The 19,833-nt window shown below is 72.4% G+C and carries 20 protein-coding genes; 5 read left to right on the forward strand and 15 right to left on the reverse strand.

The window, feature by feature from the left end; translation table 11 throughout:
- Nucleotides 1-221 precede the first annotated feature (221 nt).
- A complete protein-coding gene (locus B207_RS0114545) occupies nucleotides 222-1,160 on the reverse strand; it encodes a ribose-phosphate diphosphokinase (RefSeq protein ID WP_026311061.1) in 939 nt (312 codons plus the stop codon).
- Between the two features lie 503 nt (nucleotides 1,161-1,663).
- On the opposite strand from B207_RS0114545, the gene B207_RS0114550 reads away from it, so the two are divergent.
- The 3 genes from B207_RS0114550 (at nucleotide 1,664) to B207_RS33950 (ending at nucleotide 7,130) form a co-directional block, all read left to right on the forward strand.
- On the forward strand, nucleotides 1,664-2,653 hold the full coding sequence (locus B207_RS0114550; RefSeq protein WP_026311062.1) for an NAD(P)-dependent alcohol dehydrogenase: 990 nt from the start codon (nucleotides 1,664-1,666) through the stop codon (nucleotides 2,651-2,653).
- Between the two features lie 239 nt (nucleotides 2,654-2,892).
- A complete protein-coding gene (locus B207_RS0114555) occupies nucleotides 2,893-4,488 on the forward strand; it encodes a YhjD/YihY/BrkB family envelope integrity protein (RefSeq protein ID WP_018637277.1) in 1,596 nt (531 codons plus the stop codon).
- A gap of 110 nt (nucleotides 4,489-4,598) precedes the next feature.
- Nucleotides 4,599-7,130, forward strand: a complete 2,532-nt coding sequence (locus tag B207_RS33950; RefSeq protein WP_063820923.1) for a carbamoyltransferase HypF — start codon at nucleotides 4,599-4,601, stop codon at nucleotides 7,128-7,130.
- Here B207_RS33950 and hypB read toward each other — a convergent pair.
- From hypB to B207_RS0114625, 14 genes are all read right to left on the reverse strand, one after another.
- Complete coding sequence (gene hypB / locus B207_RS38345) at nucleotides 7,013-7,840, reverse strand: hydrogenase nickel incorporation protein HypB (protein ID WP_084692149.1); 828 nt, start codon at nucleotides 7,838-7,840, stop codon at nucleotides 7,013-7,015. The two genes, B207_RS33950 and hypB, sit on opposite strands and share 118 nt — an antisense overlap.
- A gap of 50 nt (nucleotides 7,841-7,890) precedes the next feature.
- Complete coding sequence (locus B207_RS0114565) at nucleotides 7,891-8,241, reverse strand: hydrogenase maturation nickel metallochaperone HypA/HybF (RefSeq protein ID WP_018637279.1); 351 nt, start codon at nucleotides 8,239-8,241, stop codon at nucleotides 7,891-7,893.
- A 14-nt stretch (nucleotides 8,242-8,255) separates the two neighbouring features.
- Nucleotides 8,256-9,467, reverse strand: coding sequence for a HypE family hydrogenase expression/formation protein (locus B207_RS33955; RefSeq protein ID WP_018637280.1), 1,212 nt, complete (start codon nucleotides 9,465-9,467; stop codon nucleotides 8,256-8,258).
- Nucleotides 9,464-10,657: a hydrogenase formation protein HypD gene (gene hypD, locus B207_RS0114575; protein WP_035740738.1), complete on the reverse strand. Its 1,194-nt coding sequence runs from the start codon at nucleotides 10,655-10,657 to the stop codon at nucleotides 9,464-9,466. The genes B207_RS33955 and hypD overlap by 4 nt, the downstream gene beginning before the upstream one ends.
- Nucleotides 10,658-10,726: 69 nt before the next feature.
- Nucleotides 10,727-10,999, reverse strand: a complete 273-nt coding sequence (locus B207_RS0114580) for a HypC/HybG/HupF family hydrogenase formation chaperone (protein WP_026311063.1) — start codon at nucleotides 10,997-10,999, stop codon at nucleotides 10,727-10,729.
- Between the two features lie 5 nt (nucleotides 11,000-11,004).
- Nucleotides 11,005-11,109 (reverse strand): DUF6893 family small protein, encoded by a 105-nt coding sequence (locus tag B207_RS42860; RefSeq protein ID WP_407671419.1) that lies wholly within the window; start codon nucleotides 11,107-11,109, stop codon nucleotides 11,005-11,007.
- Nucleotides 11,110-11,111: 2 nt separating this feature from the next.
- Complete coding sequence (locus B207_RS33960; protein ID WP_018637284.1) at nucleotides 11,112-11,723, reverse strand: hydrogenase maturation protease; 612 nt, start codon at nucleotides 11,721-11,723, stop codon at nucleotides 11,112-11,114.
- Nucleotides 11,720-12,988, reverse strand: coding sequence for a hypothetical protein (locus B207_RS0114595; protein WP_018637285.1), 1,269 nt, complete (start codon nucleotides 12,986-12,988; stop codon nucleotides 11,720-11,722). Before B207_RS0114595 ends, B207_RS33960 begins: the two co-directional genes overlap by 4 nt.
- Nucleotides 12,989-13,004: 16 nt before the next feature.
- Nucleotides 13,005-13,622 (reverse strand): DUF6084 family protein, encoded by a 618-nt coding sequence (locus B207_RS0114600; RefSeq protein WP_018637286.1) that lies wholly within the window; start codon nucleotides 13,620-13,622, stop codon nucleotides 13,005-13,007.
- Nucleotides 13,622-14,338, reverse strand: coding sequence for a DUF5947 family protein (locus B207_RS0114605; RefSeq protein WP_018637287.1), 717 nt, complete (start codon nucleotides 14,336-14,338; stop codon nucleotides 13,622-13,624). Before B207_RS0114605 ends, B207_RS0114600 begins: the two co-directional genes overlap by 1 nt.
- Nucleotides 14,335-14,904: a hypothetical protein gene (locus B207_RS0114610; protein ID WP_018637288.1), complete on the reverse strand. Its 570-nt coding sequence runs from the start codon at nucleotides 14,902-14,904 to the stop codon at nucleotides 14,335-14,337. The genes B207_RS0114605 and B207_RS0114610 overlap by 4 nt, the downstream gene beginning before the upstream one ends.
- Before the next feature lie 6 nt (nucleotides 14,905-14,910).
- Nucleotides 14,911-16,701 (reverse strand): nickel-dependent hydrogenase large subunit, encoded by a 1,791-nt coding sequence (locus B207_RS0114615; RefSeq protein WP_018637289.1) that lies wholly within the window; start codon nucleotides 16,699-16,701, stop codon nucleotides 14,911-14,913.
- Nucleotides 16,698-17,753 (reverse strand): NADH-quinone oxidoreductase subunit B family protein, encoded by a 1,056-nt coding sequence (locus B207_RS0114620; protein ID WP_018637290.1) that lies wholly within the window; start codon nucleotides 17,751-17,753, stop codon nucleotides 16,698-16,700. The genes B207_RS0114615 and B207_RS0114620 overlap by 4 nt, the downstream gene beginning before the upstream one ends.
- A gap of 51 nt (nucleotides 17,754-17,804) precedes the next feature.
- On the reverse strand, nucleotides 17,805-17,975 hold the full coding sequence (locus B207_RS0114625) for a HypC/HybG/HupF family hydrogenase formation chaperone (protein WP_018637291.1): 171 nt from the start codon (nucleotides 17,973-17,975) through the stop codon (nucleotides 17,805-17,807).
- Nucleotides 17,976-18,203: 228 nt separating this feature from the next.
- Between B207_RS0114625 and B207_RS0114630 the strand changes: the two genes are divergently transcribed.
- Nucleotides 18,204-19,055: a Sir2 family NAD-dependent protein deacetylase gene (locus B207_RS0114630; protein WP_026311065.1), complete on the forward strand. Its 852-nt coding sequence runs from the start codon at nucleotides 18,204-18,206 to the stop codon at nucleotides 19,053-19,055.
- A 62-nt stretch (nucleotides 19,056-19,117) separates the two neighbouring features.
- The gene (locus B207_RS33965; protein WP_018637293.1) at nucleotides 19,118-19,819 is read left to right on the forward strand and encodes a GNAT family N-acetyltransferase; all 702 of its coding nucleotides are present in this window, start codon (nucleotides 19,118-19,120) and stop codon (nucleotides 19,817-19,819) included.
- The last annotated feature ends 14 nt before the right edge of the window (nucleotides 19,820-19,833 follow it).

Here is a 19,833-nt window from a genome sequence, read left to right on the forward strand (position 1 = left end):
CCCGCCCCACCGGCGCACTCGTCCTCGGCGCGCTCAACACGCTGCGCCTCATGCCCGCGCGCGACGGCCAGCCCGCCTACATCCCCCGCCCACCACACCTTCACCAACACCTCCTCGACCTCCTCGACATCCTCGACATCCTCGGCGTCGACCCGACCCGACCACCTTGATCACCAGTCAGGCAGGTCGAAGCATCGAATCCCCATGTGCGGAAGACCCGGCTAGTCGAAGAGGGCGCTGACCGACTCGCCGTTGTGGATGTGCCGCATGGCCTCGGCGAGCGCCGGTGCGATGGAGAGAACCTTCAGCTTGGACGTCTGCTCGGCCTCGGGGACGGGCACCGTGTTGGTGCAGACGATCTCGAGGACGTCGGGCTGGTCGCCGATCCGCTTCAGGGCCCCGTTCGCGAACAGCCCGTGGGTGCAGGCGACGCGGATCGAGCGGACGCCGATGTCGCGGAGCCGGTCGAGCAGCTCGAGCACGGTGCTGCCCTTGGCGATCTCGTCGTCGAGAATGATGATGTCGCGACCGGCGACGTCGCCGATGACCGCGCTGATGGCGACCCGGTCGTCGGCGAACCGCTGCTTGGCCCCGGCCGCGACCGGAACGCCGAGGCGCCGGGCGAACCGCGCCGCCTCCTTGGCGTTGCCGAGGTCGGGGGAGACGACGGTGGTGTTCGACAGGTCGTACTGGCGGAAGTGGTCGGCGAGCTCGCGCAGCGCGTGCAGGTGATCGACGGGAACGCTGAAGAACCCGTGCACCTGCGGGGAGTGCAGGGTCATCGCGAGGATGCGGCTGGCTCCCGCGGTGACCATCAGGTCGGCGACGAGGCGCCCGCCGATGGAGATCCGCGGTGTGTCCTTCTTGTCCGACCGTGCGTAGGAGTAGTGCGGGATGACGACGGTCGTCCGGGCGGCGGAGGCGCCCCTGGCGGCGTCCAGCATGAGCAGGAGCTCGACCAGGTGCTCCTGGACGGGGCGTACCAGCGGCTGGATGATGAAGATGTCACGCTCGCGGCAGTTCGCCTGCAGCTGCACCTCGAGGCAGTCGTTGGCGAAACGGTCGATCTGGACCGGTGACAGCGGCACACCCAGGTGCCTGCACACCTCGTCGGCGAGCTGCCGATGGGCGCTTCCGCTGAACACGGCAATCTCTCGCACGCACCGCTCCTGGCTGTTCGGGAGGTTGTCAGGATGTGTTCATCCTATGAGGATGCCCGAGGCCGCTCAGCCGGTGTCCGGCACGCGGTGGAGTGTCCGGTGAGGTGGATGCGCGGCGTGACGGTCCCCGTGGTGCCTTCGTGTGCACGGGCGTCTCTCGTGACCATCTGGACGCAGACGGGAGCGAAGAGTTCCCGGCTCCGCGCCACCGCCGGCCCCGCCGGCCCCGCCGAAATCCCCATCGCAACCGCCGAAGTATGACAAAAACGTCGAGTCCGTTGCGCTCCTGCCGAAATCCGCACCCTGAACGCTGCTGTCCGCACCGGCCACAACCCGACGAAAACAGCGCCCATCCGTAACCGGGAGCATCCGAAATCCTCGTGCAAGGTATGACAGCGTGGGGCCGCTCGGTCCTGGAGGAGAACGCGACAGCCGTAGAAGGCCTGGTCCAGTCGATTGTCCAGGTCCGCGAGGCGCGATGAGGCCATGGGAGATGCTTGCGGATGTGGGCTGCGGTGCACACCAGATACGGCCCGCCGGAAGTGGTGGAGGTCCGGGAGGTCGACAGACCCCGGGCTGGTGTCGGTGAGCTGCTGGTCAGGGTGCATGCGGCGACGGTGAACCGGACTGACTGCGGCTACCGGGCCGCCCGGCCGTTCATCCTGCGGTTGTCATCCGGGCTGGCCAGGCCGAAGGCCACGATCCTCGGGAACGAGCTCGCCGGGGTGGTCGAGGCGGTCGGCCCCGAGGTCGTCGCCTTCCAGCCCGGGGATGAGATCTTCGGCTACAACGAAGGCCCCTTCGGTGCGCACGCGGAGTACGTGGCCGTCCGGGCCGACGGGCCGCTGGCGCGGATACCGGCAGGGGTCTCCTTCGAGCAGGCCGCGGCGGCCACGGAGGGCGCGCACTACGCCCTGTCGTTCATCAGGAGGATCCCGGTCTGGGAGGGGAAGCGGGTCCTCGTCATCGGGGCGAGCGGGGCCATCGGATCGGCGGCGGTCCAGCTTCTGAAGTGCCGGGGTGCCCAGGTCACGGCGGTGTGCGGGCCCGATGGGGTCGACCGGATGCCGGGGCTGGGCGCCGACCGGGTCATCGACCACACGACCCGGGACTTCACCCGGGACTTCACCCGGGACGGCGCCCGGGACGAGGCCCGCTACGACGCCGTGCTCGACGCGGTCGGCGCGAGCTCGTGGCGCCGGTGCCGGAGACTGCTCCGGCCCGGCGGGGTGTACGCCTCGGGCGAGCCCGGCCGGTTCGGGCAGAACCTGCTGCTGGCGGCGCTCACCCCGCTGGCGCGCGGCAGGAGGGTGATGTTCCCGTTCCCCTCGATCGACCAGCAGATGGTCGAGCACCTGGGGGACCTGCTCGCCGCCGGGAAGTTCCAGCCGCTTCTGGACCGGCAGTACCCGCTGGAGGAGATCGTGGACGCCTACCGGTACGTCGAGTCCGGGCGGAAGCTCGGCAACGTGGTGATCTCGATCCGTTCGTGAGCACGCCCGGCCGCCACCGCCACCGCCACCGCCACCGCGACCGCCGCCCCGTCCGCCACCCTGCCGAACATCACCGACGTCCACGCACTGCGCCTCGCGATCGTGGCGGCCGTTCGGTGTAGATCCCGCATCGGAGTGGGACACCTCGGTGCAGGTCCTCCCTGCGATCGCGGTTGTCGGGCCGGATACTTTTGCGGGGGTGCTGCCCGAGCGGCGCGCCGGAACCGAGGAGGCGGGGGATGGGCCTCGGTGTACGTCTCGATCGTGCGCAGCAGAGCAGGCCGAGTGTCGCGTTCCCGCTGGCGGTGGTCTACAAGTTCGCGGAGGACCAGGGCGGCTACCTCGCCGCGCTGATCGCGTTCTACGGGTTCCTCTCCCTGTTCCCGTTGTTGCTGCTGCTCGTGACCAGTCTGGGTTTCGTGCTCGCCGGGCACGCGGATCTGCAGGAGCAGCTCGTCAGCTCGGCGCTCAGCCAGTTCCCGATCATCGGTGATCAGCTGCGCAGCGACGTCCGCGCGCTTCGGGGCAGTGCGGCGGCGGTCGCGATCGGTGTGCTCGGCAGCATCTGGGGCAGCCTGGGGGTGGCCCGCGCGCTCGGGAACGCGCTGGACACGGTGTGGGCGGTGCCGCGGCGCTCCCGGCCGAACCCGTTCCTGGCGCGGGTGCGCAGCTTCGGGCTGATCGGCCTGCTGGGTCTCGGTGTGGTTCTGACGACCCTGCTGTCGGCGATCACGACCCGCGCGAGCGACCTCGGCACGGGGCTCGGTGCCGGCCTGCAGGTGCTGGCGGTGGTGCTCGGCATCGCCGGGAACACCGGCCTGATCCTGGTGGCGTTCCGCCTGCTGACCGTCAAGGACGTCTCGTTCCGGGCGAACCTGCCCGGGGCGGCGCTCGCGGCGGTGGGCTGGCAGATCATCCAGTCGGTCGGTACCTACCTGCTGCAGTACCAGCTGCAGGGCCGCACCCAGGTGTACGGCCTGTTCGCCCTGGTGCTCGGCCTGGTCACCTGGCTGTACCTGCTGGCGGCGGTGATCGTGTTCGCCATGGAGATCAACTCGGTGCGGGTGGGGAAGCTCTATCCGCGGGCGCTGCTGACACCGTTCGTCGACGACGTCGTCCTGACCGACTCGGACCGGCGGGTGTACACCGCGTACGCGCAGGCGGAACAGTTCAAGAGCTTCCAGCAGGTGGACGTCTCCTTCGACCAGGATCGGCCCATGGAGCTGCTGCACGCGATGCGTACCACGGGCACCTGCCGCCGGTTCCGGTCGGACCCGGTGCCCGACGACGTCCTGCTGGAGGCGCTCGACGCGGCACGTTTCGGCCCGCAGGGCGGGAACCGCCAACCAGTACGGTTCGTGGTGGTCCGTGACCCGGAGCACCGACGCGCGCTCGCGGACCTCTACCTGGCCCGTTGGCAGCCCTACCTGGACGAGCGCGGAATCACGGCGACGCCCGACACGGACCACTTCGTACGCACCCTGGCGGACGTCCCGGTGCTCGTGGTGGTCTGCGCGAAGCTCGCGGCGCTGCACCCGACCGACACCGACCTGGACCGGCTGAGCATCGTCGGCGGGGCGTCGGTGTACCCGATCGTGCAGAACCTCTGCCTCGCGCTGCGCGGCGCCGGCGTCGCCACCGCGCTGACGACGCTGCTCGTCGCGGACGAGGCGAAGGTGTCGGTGCTGCTCGACATCCCGGCGGGGTACGCGACCGCGGCGCTGCTGGCTGTCGGCTACCCCGAGCGGGACTTCCCGCGGCGACTGCGCCGCCGCCCCGTCTCCGACCTCGTCTACGGGGAGTCCTTCGGCCGCCCGCTGAGCGACCCCGGATGAGCTGGGCGACACTGGACGGGTGGCTGCTCAGGAGCATGTCAGGGTCGAGGTGACCGGCATCGTGCAGGGCGTCGGTTTCCGTCCCTTTCGTCCATGGTCTGGCGACGCGGCTGGGGCTCGGCGGCGAGGTCGGTAACGACAGCGAGGGCGTCCACATCGAGCTGGACGGCGATCGTGGCGGCATCGCCACGTTCCTGACCGCGCTGCGGGACGAGGCACCGCCGCTGGCGGAGATCGAGTCCGTCGACGTCATCCGCCTCCCGCCCGCCGGCACCGGGGGTGGCGCCGAGAGCGGCGGCGGCGCGTACCAGGAGGCCGCGCCGCCGGCGGGTGCGCCGGGTTTCCGGATCGTGGAGAGCACGGCGGCGCCCGGCGCGGGCGGGCCGCGGACCCAGGTCTGTGCGGACAGCGCCACCTGCGACGACTGCCTGGCCGAGCTGGCCGACCCGGCGGACCGCCGCTACCGGTACCCGTTCATCAACTGCACGAACTGCGGACCGCGCTTCACGATCATCCTGGACGTCCCCTATGACCGGGCGGCGACGACGATGGCCCCGTTCCGGATGTGCGGGCGGTGCAGCGCGGAGTACCACGACCCGGCCGACCGCCGCTTCCACGCGCAGCCGGTGTGCTGCCCGGCCTGCGGCCCCACCCTGGAGTTCCGGCCGGGGCCGGGGTACTGGCTCACCTCCGAGTTCCGGCTCGGCCCCGGCCTGCGTGCGGGCGCCGGGCTACGGCCGCCCGGCGCCGCGGTTCTCGCCGGTGATCCGGTGGCGCGGTCCGCCCACGCCCTCGACCAGGCGGTCGGGCTGCTGCGCGCCGGCGGCGTCCTCGCGGTCAAGGGCCTCGGCGGCTACCACCTGGCCGTGCTCGCCGGCGACGAACACGCCGTCAGCACCCTGCGGCGGCGCAAGCACCGGGAGGGCAAGCCCTTCGCCGTCATGGCGCGTGGACTGCCCGACGTCGAGCGGATGTGCTTCCTCGACCCGGCCGCCCGCGCGATGCTCACCGGGCACCGCCGCCCCATCGTCCTCCTCGGCCACCGTGACACCGTCCGCGACAGCGTCGGCGGCAGCCTCCGCACCGGCTCCACCGACTCCACCGACTCCACCGGCTCCACCGGCCCGCCGCGTATCGCGCCGTCGGTCGCACCCGGCGTCGCGACGATCGGGGTGATGCTGCCGTACACGCCGCTGCACCATCTGCTGCTCGCCCGGCTGCCCGGCCCGATCGTGCTCACCAGCGGCAACATCTCCGACGAGCCGATCGTGTTCCGGGACGACGAGGCGCTGCGCGCCCTGCGCCGGGTGGCGGACGGGTTCCTGCTCCACGACCGCGCGATCCACACCCGGCTGGACGACTCCGTCGCCCGGTCGGTGCGGGGGCGGGAGACCCTGGTGCGCCGGTCCCGCGGCTACGCCCCGGAGCCGGTGACGCTGCCGCGGGCGATGGAGATCCGGCGGCCCGTGCTCGCCTGCGGCGCCGAGCTGAAGAACACCGTCTGCCTGGCGGCAGGCCGGCGCGCCTACCTTTCCGGGCACCTCGGTGACCTGGAGAACCACGAGACGCAGCGAGCCTTCACCGGCGCGATCGAGCACCTGCGGCGGCTGTTCGACGTCCAGCCGGAGTTGGTCGCCCACGACCTGCACCCGGAGTACCTCTCCACCAAGTGGGCGCTCGACCAGGATCTGCCCGTGGTCGGCGTGCAGCACCACCATGCGCACATCGCCTCCTGCCTGGCCGACAACGGGCAGTCCGGGCCGGTGCTCGGTGTGGCCTTCGACGGCCTGGGCTTCGGGACCGACGGCACCCTGTGGGGAGGCGAGTTCCTGTGGGCCGACCTGGCCGGCTTCGCCCGGGTCGCGCACGTCGAACCCGTGCCGCTGCCCGGCGGGGCGGCGGCCGTCCGCGCGCCGTGGCGGATGGCCGCCGCGTACCTGCTGGCCTGCGGAGCCGACGCCCCGGAGACGCTGGCGGTCGCCCACCGCAACGCGGCGCAGTGGGACGCCGTCGTGAAGCTCGCCCACGCCCGGTCGGTGGTGCCGCTGACCAGCAGCGTCGGCAGGCTGTTCGACGCCGCGGCGGCGCTGGTCGGCGTCCGCGACACGATCCGCTACGAGGGCCAGGCCGCGATCGAGCTGGAACAGATCGCGGCTCCGGGCAACCACGGCACCTATCCCGTAGGCACCTGTCCGGCCGGGGGAGCCGGAGCCGCCGGCGGGGAGGCCCTGCGGCTCCGCGGCGCCGACCTGATCGCCGGTGTCGTGGAGGACCTGCGGGACGGTGTCGAGGCGCCGGTCATCGCGGCCCGGTTCCACCGCACCCTCGCCCGGCTCACCGTCGACACCTGCGTGGCGCTGCGGGAGCGGATCGCCGCGCCGGGCGCGGGCACGGTGGCGCTGTCCGGGGGCGTTTTCGGGAACCTGCGGCTGCTCGGCGACGTCGCGGACGGCTTGGCCCGCGAAGGATTCACCGTGCTGACCCACGCACGGGTGCCGTGCAACGACGGTGGGATCAGCCTGGGTCAGGCCGTCGTCGCCAGTGCCCGGGCGGCCAGTGACCGCAGCCAGGCGAGCCAGTCGGCCAGCCCGGTGCCGTCGGTCGCCGACACCGGCAGCACCGGTGCGGACGGATTGACCTGACGAACCGCGCCGCCGAACGAGTCACCGTCAAACGTCAGATAGGGCAGCAGATCGACCTTGGTGAGCAGGATGAGATCCGCCGCCCGGAACATGTGCGGGTACTTGCAGGGCTTGTCCTCGCCCTCGGTGACCGAGGCCAGCACCACGCGGGCCGACTCTCCGAGGTCGAACAGCCCGGGGCACACCAGGTTCCCCACGTTCTCGATGAGCACCACCGAACCGCCGCCCGGCACGCCCGGCAGGTCGACGCCGGCCGGCGGGTCGAGCGCGCGCAGTGCCCGACCGACCGTCTCGGCCTCAAGATGACAGCCGGTCCCCGTGTTCACCTGGTACGCGGGCGCTCCGGTCGCGCGGATGCGCTGCGCGTCGAGCGGTGTCTCCTGGTCGCCTTCGACCACGGCGCAGGTGACGGACCCGGCGAGGGCCGGGATCGTGTGTTCCAGCAGGGTCGTCTTCCCCGCGCCGGGGGAGCTCATCAGGTTGACGGCGCAGACCCGCCGGGCCGCCAGCCACGCCCGGTTGGCCCGGGCCGCCTCGTCGTTGCGGGCCAGGACGTCCAGCTCGAGGCGCATCGTGCGGGCCTGCGCGCCCGCTGCGGAGGGCGCCCCGTCCGCCTGCCGGATGTCCCGAGCCCCGGGCGCCGCCCAGCTCCGGCCGCCCCGGCCGTTCCGGTCGCCCTGCCGGCTGTCACAACCACACGTGCCACACATGGGACACCTTCCCGCCCCTGGCTGGCCAACGCCTCGGCCTGCCGACCGTCTCAGCCCGCCTCGCGGGCCGGCTCCACCTCGACTGCGGTGATCCGGACCTGGTCGCCGCCCGTCAGATCGATCTCATGGCTGCCGCAGGGGCACGGCGTGAGCAGGTCCGGCAGCGCGACGTCGCCGCCGCACCGGCGGCACCGACCGTGCCCGGGCGGCTCGGTGACGTCCAGGCATGCGCCCTCGACCGGCGTGCCGGCGGCGACCAGGTCGAAGCAGAACCGCACGGGGTCGGTCATCACCCCGGAGAGCCGGCCGATCTCGACGGCCACCCGGGTGACCCGCAGGTCCGACGGCACCCGTTCGGTGATCATCTCGACGAGACCGACGGTGACCGAGAGCTCGTGCACCTGCCCGCCGCCGCTCAGCAGATCCGGGGCAGCGGGTCGCCGACGAGCAGGTCGACGATCCGGGTGCCGCCGAAGGTCGTGTTCAGCAGCACGGTTCCCGGTGGTTCGTCGACGACCCGGCCGATCACCGCCGCGCCCGCGCCGAGCGGATCCGCGCGCAGCGCCGCGAGCGCCGCGTCGGCCGCCTCGGGGGCGACGACCGCGACCATCCGGCCCTCGCAGGCCACGTACAGCGGGTCGAGGCCGAGCAGCTCACAGGCGCCGCGGACCTCGGTGCGCACCGGCACCGCGTCCTCGTCGACCACGACCCCGACACCGGACGCCCGCGCCACCTCGTTGAGGATCGTCGCCACCCCGCCGCGGGTCGCGTCCCGCATCGCGCGCAGCCCGCCGTGCCCGCCGTGCCCGTCGTGCTCACGGTGCCCGTCGTGCCTGCCGTGGTCCGAATGTGGGCCTGTCGCCGTGAGCAGCCGGGCGGCGAGCCCGGTCAGCGGGGCGGTGTCCGACCGGAGGTCGGCGCTGATGTCCAGTTCGCCGCGAGCCAGCAGCACGGTGATGCCGTGGTCGCCGATCGGCCCGGTGACCAGGACGACATCCCCCGGCCGGGCCATGGAGGCGCCGAGCCGCAGGTCGGGGTCGACCAGGCCCACGCCGGTGGTGGTGATGTAGCACCCGTCGGCCCGGCCGCGCTGGACGACCTTGGTGTCCCCGGTGACGACCGAGACTCCCGCGCGGGCCGCCGCCCCGGCCAGGTCGCCGACGATGCGCCGTAGCTCCCCGACGTCCAGCCCCTCCTCCAGGATGACCGCGCAGGCCAGGTGCAGCGGCCGGGCGCCGGCGACCGCCAGGTCGTTGACCGTGCCGTTCACCGCCAGGTCGCCGATGCTGCCGCCGGGGAAGAACAGCGGCGTCACGACGAAGGAGTCCGTGGTCAGGGCGAGGCGCTCGCTGCCGGCGGTGAACACCGCGGCGTCCTCCAGCGGCTCCAGCAGCGGGTTGCGTAGCGCCTCGAGGAACACCGCGTCGATCAGCGTCGCCGTGGCCTTGCCGCCGGCGCCGTGGGCCGACGTGATGTGGGTGTCGCGCAGCTTCGGCCGCCGCCGCCTCGCCGCCTCGACCCGGTCGAGGACTCCGGCGCCGCTCCGCCCGCCGGCACCACCTCTCCCGCCGGCACCACCTGCGCCGCCGGTACCGCCCGCCCCGCCTCTCTGCGCTGCTGCCGTCATACCGCGCTCACCGCCTTCGGAGCCTTCGCGTTGCCCGCGTTGCCCGCGTTGCCCGCGTCGCCCGTGTCGCCGCTCTCGGCGCCCAGCGTGCGGTGCCGGAGGCGCCCGAAGTTGTAGAAGGCCGCGCAGGCCCCTTCGGGGGAGACCATGCATGCCCCGATCGGGGTCTCCGGCGTGCACCCGGTGCCGAAGACCTTGCACTCCCACGGCTTGATGACGCCGGTGAGTACCTCCCCGCACTGGCAGGCCTTCGGATCCTCCACCCGGGCTCCCGGCGGCGTGAAGATCCGCTCCGCGTCGAAGGCGGCATAGCGCTCCCGCACCTGCATGGCCGACCACGGGATGCGGCCCAGGCCGCGCCACTCGAAGTCGGCGCGTGGTTCGAGCACCTCGTCGATCGCGGCCAGCGCGACCGGGTTGCCCTCGGCGGCGACGACCCGGGTGTACTGGTTCTCGACCTCGCAGCGCCCGTCACGCAGCTGGCGCAGCAGGTGGTGGATGGACTGCAGGATGTCCAGCGGCTCGAAGCCGGAGACCACCAGCGGCCGGCCGTAGTCACGCGGGATGAAGTCGTAGGGCCGGCAGCCGATGACCGTCGAGACGTGGCCCGGGCCGACGAAGCCGTCGAGGCGCACGTCGGGGGAGTCGAGGATCGCCCGCAGCGCCGGGACGATCGTGATGTGGTTGCAGAAGATCGAGAAGTTCCGCAGCCCCTCCTGCGCCGCGCGGCGGACCGTCATCGCCGTCGACGGTGTGGTGGTCTCGAACCCGATGGCCATGAAGACCACCCTCCGGTCGGGGTTGGCCCGCGCGATCTTCAGCGAGTCGAGGGGGGAGTAGACCATCCGGATGTCGGTGCCCTCGGCGTTCGCGTCGAAGAACGAGCCGTGGCTGCCCGGGACGCGCATCATGTCCCCGAACGAGGTCATGATGACCCCGTCCTGACGGGCGATGTGCATGGCGTCGTCGACCCGGCCCATCGGAATGACGCAGACGGGGCAGCCCGGCCCGTGCACCAGGGAGACGGCCGGCGGGAGGTGGTCCTCCAGCCCGTGTTTGTAGATCGTGTGGGTGTGCCCGCCGCACACCTCCATGAAGGCGTAGTCACGCCCGGGTTCGCAGAGTCCGGCGATGCGGGCGGACAGCGCCCGCGCCGTGCCGGCGTCCCGGTACTCGTCGACGAAACGCATCAGCTCCACCTCTCCTGTCAGCCCCGCCCGTCTTGTCAGCCCCGCCCGCCGGCCGACGGACGAGCCCGGTCAGTCGATGGACGAGGCGCGCAGGGCCGCCAGCTCGTCGTCGTAGGCCCGACCGATGCCGGTGAGGAACTCCATCGCGGCCTGCGCCTCCGCCTCGTCGATCAGCGACAGCGCGAAGCCCACATGGATCAGGACCCAGTCCCCCGGACGGGGCGGGCAGGCGTCCAGCAGACCGATGTTGATCGCACGCCGGACCCCGCTGACGTCAACCGTCGCGATATCCGGATTGTCCGGTCGGATCGCCACGACCTCGCCGGGGATGCCAAGACACATCCGGATCACAGCCGGCTGAACTCGAGGTAGCGCCGCACATCCGGGGCCACCGTGACAGCGACTGCGCCGAGGCCTGCCGCCGCGGCGGTGAGCAGCACCCAGTGAGACATGATCACTCCCTTGTGGACAGTTCGATCACCGGTGGTTCGATGAGCGAGAGATCGAGGGGCAGTGGGACCGGGCAGAGTGGGTCCGTGCTGGTCACGGGTGGCCCGTCCGGGCTACCGGTGCCGATGACCGAGCGGATCAGGGCCAGCGCCGGCGCGACCGCGGCGGCCACCGGTGCGGAGAGCCCGATCCGGTGGTCCACCCGCGCCGGCTCGCAGCCGACCAGCAGTACCCGGTCGAGGTCGCCGCCGAGCGTCGCGACCAGGTCGAGAACGGCGTCCGGCCGCATCCCGTGGGCGTCGAGAGAGACCGGCGTCCGCGCGCCGCCCAGGTCGAGCAGCGAGACGGTGCCCGGCGGGCGCCCCTGGCCGAGCGCGTCGACGAGCACCACCGTCCCGTACCCGGAACACAGGTCGAAGGCGAGCTGCAGGCCGCTGATCCCGTAGTCGGCGGCGGTGACCCCGGCCGGCACCCCGCCGCGCAGCAGGCGCCGCACCACCTCGACGCCGAACCCGTCGTCGCCGAGCAGGAGGTTGCCGACCCCGGCGACCAGCGTGCGGGCGGCCGGTCCGGGTCCGGTGGCCGCCCGGTTCGGGTCCGTTCCCGGCGTGGTCATCGGGCCTCCAGTTCGTCGGGCGTGAAGTACAGGAAGCGGCCGAACTCGCGGCGCAGATCCGCGCCGGGGTCGTCGTCGAGGGTGACCGCCACATGGGTCCGCCCGTCCACGTCGTGCAGGACGGCGGCGACGGTGGCCGCCGCGCCGTCGACGAACATGTCCTGCGCGTCCGTGCGCATGACCCCACCCGGGCGTGGGCGGATCCGTACCTCGCCGCCCGGGGCCAGATGCGCGGGCGGCGCCGGGCCCGGGGTGCCTGCCACGCCCGGCGGGGTGACCGTGGTCCGGCCGTGCAGTTTCTCGACCATGGCCGGCGCGAGTTCGGCGACGGCGTCGAGCAGGTCCGCCGCCCGCGGGTCCGTCGCCCGTACACCCTGGCGCTCGGCGTCGGTGAGGGTGGACGTCCGCAGGGCCAGCATCTCGTCGATCTCCGTCGCGTCGCAGAACGGCGCCGGGCTCTCGGCGGCGATGCGGGGATGGTCCGGCAGGATGATCGGCGCGGCGAGCACCGTGTCGGCGAGGACCGTGGTGTCGGCAGGTCCGGCCTGGCCCAGCAGGGCGGGCCACAGCCGCTCGTTGACGCAGGCCCGTGCCGCGTCCGCCGCCCATTCGGGTGGGTCGGCCAGGGAGAGGAAGCTGCCCCCGTTGGTCCGGGCGGCCAGCTGAACGCCGAGGAACGCGGTGGCCAGTGCGGCGTCCCGCTCGTCCGTCCCGGGAAGGCGGGTGTCGGCCGGGGGTTCCATGACTGAGGCGGGCTCCAGGGCAGAGGTGTTGCGGATCGTGGCGCGGACCCGGAACCCCCCGAAGGGGCCAGGCAGCCGCTGGGCGTCGAGGAGAACCTCGCCCCGCCGCCCGTTCGGGCCATCGGCGGCCAGCTTCCGTCGGGTGGGGGCGGCGAGCAGATCGTCGACCTGTGCCGCGAAGCCCACCGCGGCCTCGCCGCGGCGAGCGGCGCTGGCCGGCGCCGCCGAGCCGGGCGTGGCGTCGCCCTCTTCCCACAGCCAGCGGACGCCGACCTCGAGCCGGGCGTCCGCCGGCCCGTCGAGGAGGAACTCGGTGTGCGCGCTGCTGTGCTCTCCGCTGCCCGGGGCGGCGGCGGCCGGCGGCATCAGGACGCCGAACTGCCAGTGATGCTGGTTCTTCAGCGCGTCGGCCCGGTACGGGTAGAGAAGGTAGCCCTCGTAGAGGACGGTGTCGGACACCACCCGCGCGGCCTCGTCCAGGAAGGCGAGGGGGTCCGCTCCGGCCCTGTCGACTCTGATCATGGTGGCCTCCGGCGAGTCAAGGTGCGCCTCCGGCGAGCAGCGAGGTGATCGCGGCGTCCGCGGTGGGGATCGCGCGGTCGCGCCGGTAGCGGGCCAGGGCGTCGACGGTGCTCCGGTCCAGGCGCAGCCAGGCGGTGCCGGGGAAGTACAGGTCGATCAGCTCGCGCCAGGTCGTCACCGGCAGCCGGTAACGGGCCTCCAGGTGCCAGGGCACCTGCTCGACGCGTAGCCCGTGCGGGCCAAGGCCGAACACGGTTCCGCTGAACAGGAGGTCCAGCGGGATCACCCCGTCGCGCAGCGAGCTGAAGTAGTTCCCGGAGGCGACCTCGAGGTCGTAGGTGCAGGGCACCGTGAGATCGACGTCCGCGGCGCCGGTGAAGCCCGGGACCATCGCGGAGACCGTCGCGAACTGGATCGGGTGCGGCGGGCCGGCACCGAACAGCCCGGTCAGGGCCTGTGCCTCCGCGTCGTCGTAGCGGCGGCGGGCGGTCTCGATGCGGATCTGGCAGCGCAGCGCCAGCGCGTGCAGCCGCTCGCCGCTGTTCTCCTCGACGCGCAGGCGGAACAGCAGTGCCGGGGCAGCCGCGTGCCGCAGCGGGGTGACATCGACACAGCTGAAGGTCAGATCGGCCATCATTCGGCCCCCGTGCCCGTGCCCGTGCCCGTGCCCGTGCCGGGGCCCGTGCCCGAGGCCGAGCCGGGGCCCGAGCCGGGGCCCGAGCCCGCCTGGCGGCGGGCGTCGGCGAGGAACGCGGCGAGCCGCGCGCGGGCCTCGGTTCCGCCGTCGAAGCCGCGCCAGTGCAACCGCAGCTCGCCGACGAGCCGGTAACAGGCATCGATCGGCAGCAGGTAGCCGCTCTGGCCGTCGCGGGTGACGTGGACGAGCAGCGCCTCGACATCGGGCTCCGGCAGCCAGCCGGCGGTACCGGCCGGGGCGGTGGCGGGAGTCAGGTCGGACGGCAGCTCGCAGTGCGTCGCCCCGGCGGGGCTCGGGTAGAACGCGCTGATCTGCCCGTCGTGGATGACGAAGAACGCGAGGCCCACTGGTATCGCCGCGGCCGCGAGCAGCTCGGAGGCGGCCGGGAACCGAGGCGCGTACCGGTACCGGGCGGGGATCGCCCGGTACCGTCCGCCGCCTGAGCCGGCAGCGGTGAACAGCAGTCGGCACCCGGCGCAGGCGCACAGGATGGAACGCGCGCCGAGATCCGCGACGTGCCCGTGCCCACCCGGCTGCCCACCCGCCGACCCGTCCGACGTCCCGCCCGGCATCGACTCGCCGCAGAACTCGCACCGGGGAGCGCGGCCGGCCGCGGGGTCGCGGGCGAGGAAGCGGTGCAGCGTGGCAGTCACCCGCTTACTCCGACGACGGGCAGCAGGGTCCGCCCCGCGGCCAGGTCGTCCGCCCCCGCACGGCCGCCTTCGATGGTGACGGTCACCTCGGGGGCGAGGACGGCGACGGCGTCCTCGACGGCGGCGGCGACGGCGAGGCTGGCCGGGGGAACGGCCGGGCGTACCACGACCACCCGGGCCTCCTCCGGTCCGGTGATCTCGAAGGTGGGGGTCTGGCTGCCCAGCTGTTCCCGGACCTGCGCGAACGCCTGTTCCACGCGCTGGCTGGTCCCGACGGGGTGCAGGCCGTGCATGGCCAGTAGGGCCCCCAGCTGGGGGTCCGCACCCCACAACCGGACGGTGTCGTCACCCGTGAGCTGGGCGAGCCGGGCCAGGCCCGAGCCGTAGAACTCCATCAGGGCCCGGACGATCTCCTCGGCGAGTACCCGGGTCCGGCTCTCACCGAGTTGGTCCAGCCGGGTCAGGAGGTCGTCCACCCGGGCCGCGGCGACCCGCGGATCCGCGGCGGCCGGTGCGGCGGCCGCGGGTGTGATGGGTGCGGTGGGTGCTGAGGCGGTGGCTGTCATCGCGGGTCATCCCGCGGGGGTGAAGGCGTGCGGGGTGTGCACGACCTGGAGGGTCCGCCCGGTGCCCGTGTGCATGTGGACGCCGCAGGGCAGGCAGGGGTCGAAGCTGCGGACGGTGCGCATGATGTCGATGCCCTTGAACGACTCCGGCGGGTTGTTCTCGAAGATCGGCGTGTTCTGCACCGCGTCCTCGTACGGGCCGGGTGTTCCGTACACGTCGCGCACGCTGGCGTTCCACGGGGTCGGCGGGTAGGGGTGGTAGTTCGCGATCCGACCATCGCGGATGACCATGTGGTGCGACAGCACTCCGCGCACGGCTTCGGTGAAACCGCAGCTCACGGCGTCCCGCGGGACGTCGAACGGTTCCCAGGTGCGGCTGTTCCCGGCCCGCACCTCGGCCAGTGCCTGCTCGGCGAAGTACAGGGCGCAGGCGGCGGCGTAGGCCTGGAAGTAGCTGCGGGCCCGGTTGCGTTCCAGTGCGTTGCTCCAGCGCGGGATCGCCCACTCGTAGCTGCGCTCGCCGACCGTCGCCGTCTTCGGCAGCGTGATTCTGACACTGTGCCCGGTCGCGCGGACGTAGCCGATGTCGACCAGCCCGGACAGCGCGGTGCTCCACAGCCGCGCGATCGGGCCACCCCCGGTGTCGAGCGGGAGGTGGTCGGTGCCGTCGAACCAGCGCGGCGACATGACCCAGGAGTACCTGTCGTCGAAGTCGCGCCGGCCCGGACGGGGGATGGTGTGCTGGTTCCAGGGGTGGTGTCGGTCCACCGGGTTGCCCAGCGGGTCGGTGGTGACGAACATCGGCTGGTCGTCCCAGTCCTCGTAGTACGAACTGCCCAGCAGGATGCGGATCCCGAGATTGATGTCGACCAGGTCGTTGGTGACGAGCTCGCCGTCGACGATCACACCCGGGGTGACGAACATGCGCCGGCCCCAGTCGGCCATGTTCCGGTAGCTGAAGTCGCAGTGCGCCGGGTCGTTGAACGAGCCCCAGCAGCCGAGCAGGACCCGACGACGCCCGACCTCCTCGTAGCCTGGGAGTGCCTGGTAGAAGAAGTCGAACAGGTCGTCGTGCATCGGCACGACACGCTTGAGGAACTCGACGTAGCGCATCAGCCGGCTGAGGTAGTCGGTGAACAGCTGCACCGACGCCACCGTGCCCACCCCGCCCGGGTAGAGCGTGGACGGATGGACGTGGCGCCCCTCCATCAGGCAGAACATCTCCCGGGTCAGCCGGCTCATCGCCAGGGCCTCGCGGTAGAACTCGCCCTCGATGGGGTTGAGCGCGTGCATGATGTCGGCGATGGTGCGGTACCCGTGGTCGCCGGCGTGTGGTGACTCGGTGTTCCGGGCCTGCTCGAGAACCTCGGGATTCGTCTCGGCGACCATCTTCTCGCAGTAGTCGACCCCCACCAGGTTCTCCTGGTAGATGTTGTGGTCGAACATGTACTCGGCCGCCTCGCCGAGATTGAGAATCCATTCGCCGAGATGCGGCGGCTTCACGCCGTAGGCCATGTTCTGCGCGTAGACGGAACAGGTCGCGTGGTTGTCACCGCAGATCCCGCAGATGCGGCTGGTGATGAAGTGCGCGTCGCGCGGGTCCTTGCCCTTCATGAAGATGCTGTAACCGCGGAAGATCGACGACGTGCTGTGGCATTCGACGACCCGGCGGGCGGGCCAGTCGATCTTCGTGTAGACACCGAGGCTGCCGACGATGCGGGTGATCGGGTCCCACGACATCTCCAGCAGGTTCGAGCCCCGGGCGTCGGTTTCCCTGTGCGCCGAGGTGGTCGTCATGTCAGCACCTTCTCCCGCTGGTCTGCGCTGTCCCGGTGCGCGTGGACGTCCCGGTGCCGCCAGCGCGGCTCGATGTCCGCCTTGTGCGCGGTGATCGCGCGGAGCCGGCGGATGACCGCCCCGTACACACCACTGGCCAGGGTCGAGACGTGCGCGCCCGGCGGTTCGTCCATGAACGGCATGAACCGGTCCGGGAAGCCGGGCATCGTGCAGGCGATGCAGATGCCGCCGACGTTCGGGCAGCCGCCGACCCCGTTGATCCAGCCGCGCTTGGGAACGTTGCATTTCACCACCGGTCCCCAGCAGCCGATCTTCACCAGGCATTCGGGTGTTCCGTACTCGGTGGTGAACTGGCCTTCCTCGTAGTAGCCGGCCCGGTCGCAGCCCTGGTGCACGGTCGCGCCGAACAGCCAGCGCGGCCGCAGCTGGTCGTCCAGCGGAATCATGGGCGCCTGGCCGCTCGCCTGGTAGAGCAGGTAGGTGATGGTCTCCGACAGGTTGTCCGGCTGCACGGGGCACCCCGGAACGCACACGATCGGGATCTCGGCCTTCGATTTCCAGTCCCAGCCGAGATAGTCGGGCACGCCCATCGCCCCGGTCGGATTCCCGGCCATCGCGTGGATGCCGCCGTAGGTCGCGCAGGTGCCGGCGGCGAGCACGGCGAGCGCTCGGGGGGCGAGGCGGTCCAGCCAGGTGCTGGTCGGTATCGGCTGGCGGGTCTGCGGATCGTTCCCGAACCCGCTCCAGTAGCCCTCGCCGGTGATGAGATCCTCGTTCGGGATGGATCCCTCGACCACGAGCACGAACGGCTCCAGCTCGCCGCGCTCGGCCCGGCGGAACCATTCGATGAACGTGTCCGCGCCCTGCTCGGGGCCGGACTCGAAATCGATGAGCGGCCAGTGCACGCTGACCTTGGGCAGGCCGGGCAGGGTGCCGAGCACGATGTCCTCGATGCTGGGCTGTGTCGCCGCGGTGAGCGCGACCGAATCCCCGTCGCAGCTCAGACCGGCGTTGATCCAGAGAATGTGGATCGGATCCTCGACTGTGGACACGGTTCCCCCACCCCTTCCGTCGTCGACCGTCGTCGACCGATCACTGGTCCTTCACGCGACGGCGATCGCCTCCCCGGCATGCACCAGCACGGTGTCGCCCGCCTGCGCCGCCACCAGCGCGATGCTGATCTCCGCCACGCCCGTCGAGGCCCGCGCCAAGGCCAGCCCGCCTTCCTCCAGGCGGACGACCTCCATCTCGATCACTCCGTCGGAGCAGGTCACGCAGTGGTTCGTTTCGCCGGCGGGATGACACGGTGGGGCGCTCGGGCTGGTTACGTCCGCAGGGCCCTTGCAGTGCGTGTTCACGACCTAACGGTACGTCTGCGATATGAGCCTCACCACTCGACGATCTGGGTCGCGGGTCCGGGACGGCCCGGGCCCGGGCCCGCAGTGGCGGGAGCGACGTCCCATCCGCCGAACCGGGCCGCCGTCGCGTTCTACGCTCGGGCCATGGCCTTCGCGTCCTTGCGCGATCTTGTCGCCGGTGGCGGCGTCGCCGTGCTCACCGGCGCCGGGATCTCGACCGGCTCCGGCATCCCGGACTACCGGGGCCCGAACGGCTCGCTGCGCCGGCACACCCCGATGACCTACCAGCAGTTCACCCGGGACGCGGAGTCCCGCCGCCGCTACTGGGCCCGCAGCCACGTCGGCTGGCATCACGTCGCCCGCGCGCGCCCGAACCCCGGGCACCGGGCACTGGCGGAGCTGGAGGCGGCGGGCCTGCTGGACGGCGTCGTCACCCAGAACGTCGACGGCCTGCACAGCGCCGCCGGCTCGCGGCGGGTGATCGACCTGCACGGGAACCTCGCCCGGGTCCGCTGTCGCTCCTGTGGCGTGATGGGTACCCGGGCCGACCTCGACCGGCGGCTGCGCGCGGCGAACCCGGGTTTCGGCAGCAGGTTCGCCGCCGCCGGCCCGCTGGGGGCCGAGGTCAACCCGGACGGCGACGTCACCCTCGCCGCCCGGGAGATCGCGGACTTCGTCATGGTCGGCTGCCCGGGCTGCGAGGGTGACCTGGAGCCCGACGTCGTGTTCTTCGGCGCTACCGTCCCGCCCGAGCGGCTCGCGAGCGCCGTCACGCTGCTGAACTCCGCGCGCGCCCTGCTCGTGCTCGGCTCCTCGCTGGCCGTCATGTCCGGCTACCGCTTCGTGCTGCGCGCCGCGGAGCTGGGCATCCCGGTCGGGATCGTCAACCAGGGCCCCACCAGGGGGGACGCCCGCGCGGCCTTCACGCTCGACGCGCAGCTCAGCGCCGTCCTGCCGCGGCTGTCGGCCGAGCTGCTCGGTGCCGCCGCCCGATGAGCGGCCCGCCGCCGGGATGCCAGCGTGACCATCCGGGACACCGCGACCATTCGGGACACACCGTGCGCGCCGGGCTCACCGTGCGCGCCGCCGGTGTGGGCGACGCGGCGACGATCGTCGACCTCATCGAGTCCGCCTACCGGGGCGAGCGCAGCCGGGCCGGCTGGACGACCGAGGCCGACCTGCTCGGCGGCCAGCGGACGGACCTCGCCATGGTCACGGCGGAGCTCGGCCGGCCCGACATCCGCTTTCTCGTGGCAGTCGCCCCCGCCCCCGCCCCCGCCCCGGACGCCGGCGACCCCGGTGGCATGGTCGTCGGCTGCTGCCAGCTCCAGCAGCGTGCCGACGGCATCTCCTACTTCGGCATGTTCGCCGTCCGGCCGGAGCTGCAGGGCCGCGGCATCGGTGACGCACTGCTCGCCGCCGCCGAGCGGTTCGCGTGCCTCGAGTGGTCCTCCGCGCGGATGGAGATGTTCGTGATCTCGCTGCGCGCCGAGCTGATCGCCTGGTACGAGCGGCGCGGCTACCGGCGCACCGAGCGGTGCGAGCCCTTTCCCTACGGCGACGAGCGTTTCGGCGTGCCGCGGCGCGCGGATCTCGCCTTCGTCGTCCTGGACAGGGACCTCCGGGGCCTGGCGGACCGCCTGGGCGCCGAGGCCTGGCCCCGGAACGCCGGAGACGCCGATGCCCCGGACAAGGGCGTCGCGGATGTCGATCCAGGAAACATTGGTCTCGGTAAACGGCAACAATCATCTTCGGAGTGACAACGGCGTTCTCG

It is taken from the genome of Parafrankia elaeagni (assembly GCF_000374165.1).
GTDB classification, from domain to species: domain Bacteria; phylum Actinomycetota; class Actinomycetes; order Frankiales; family Frankiaceae; genus Parafrankia; species Parafrankia elaeagni.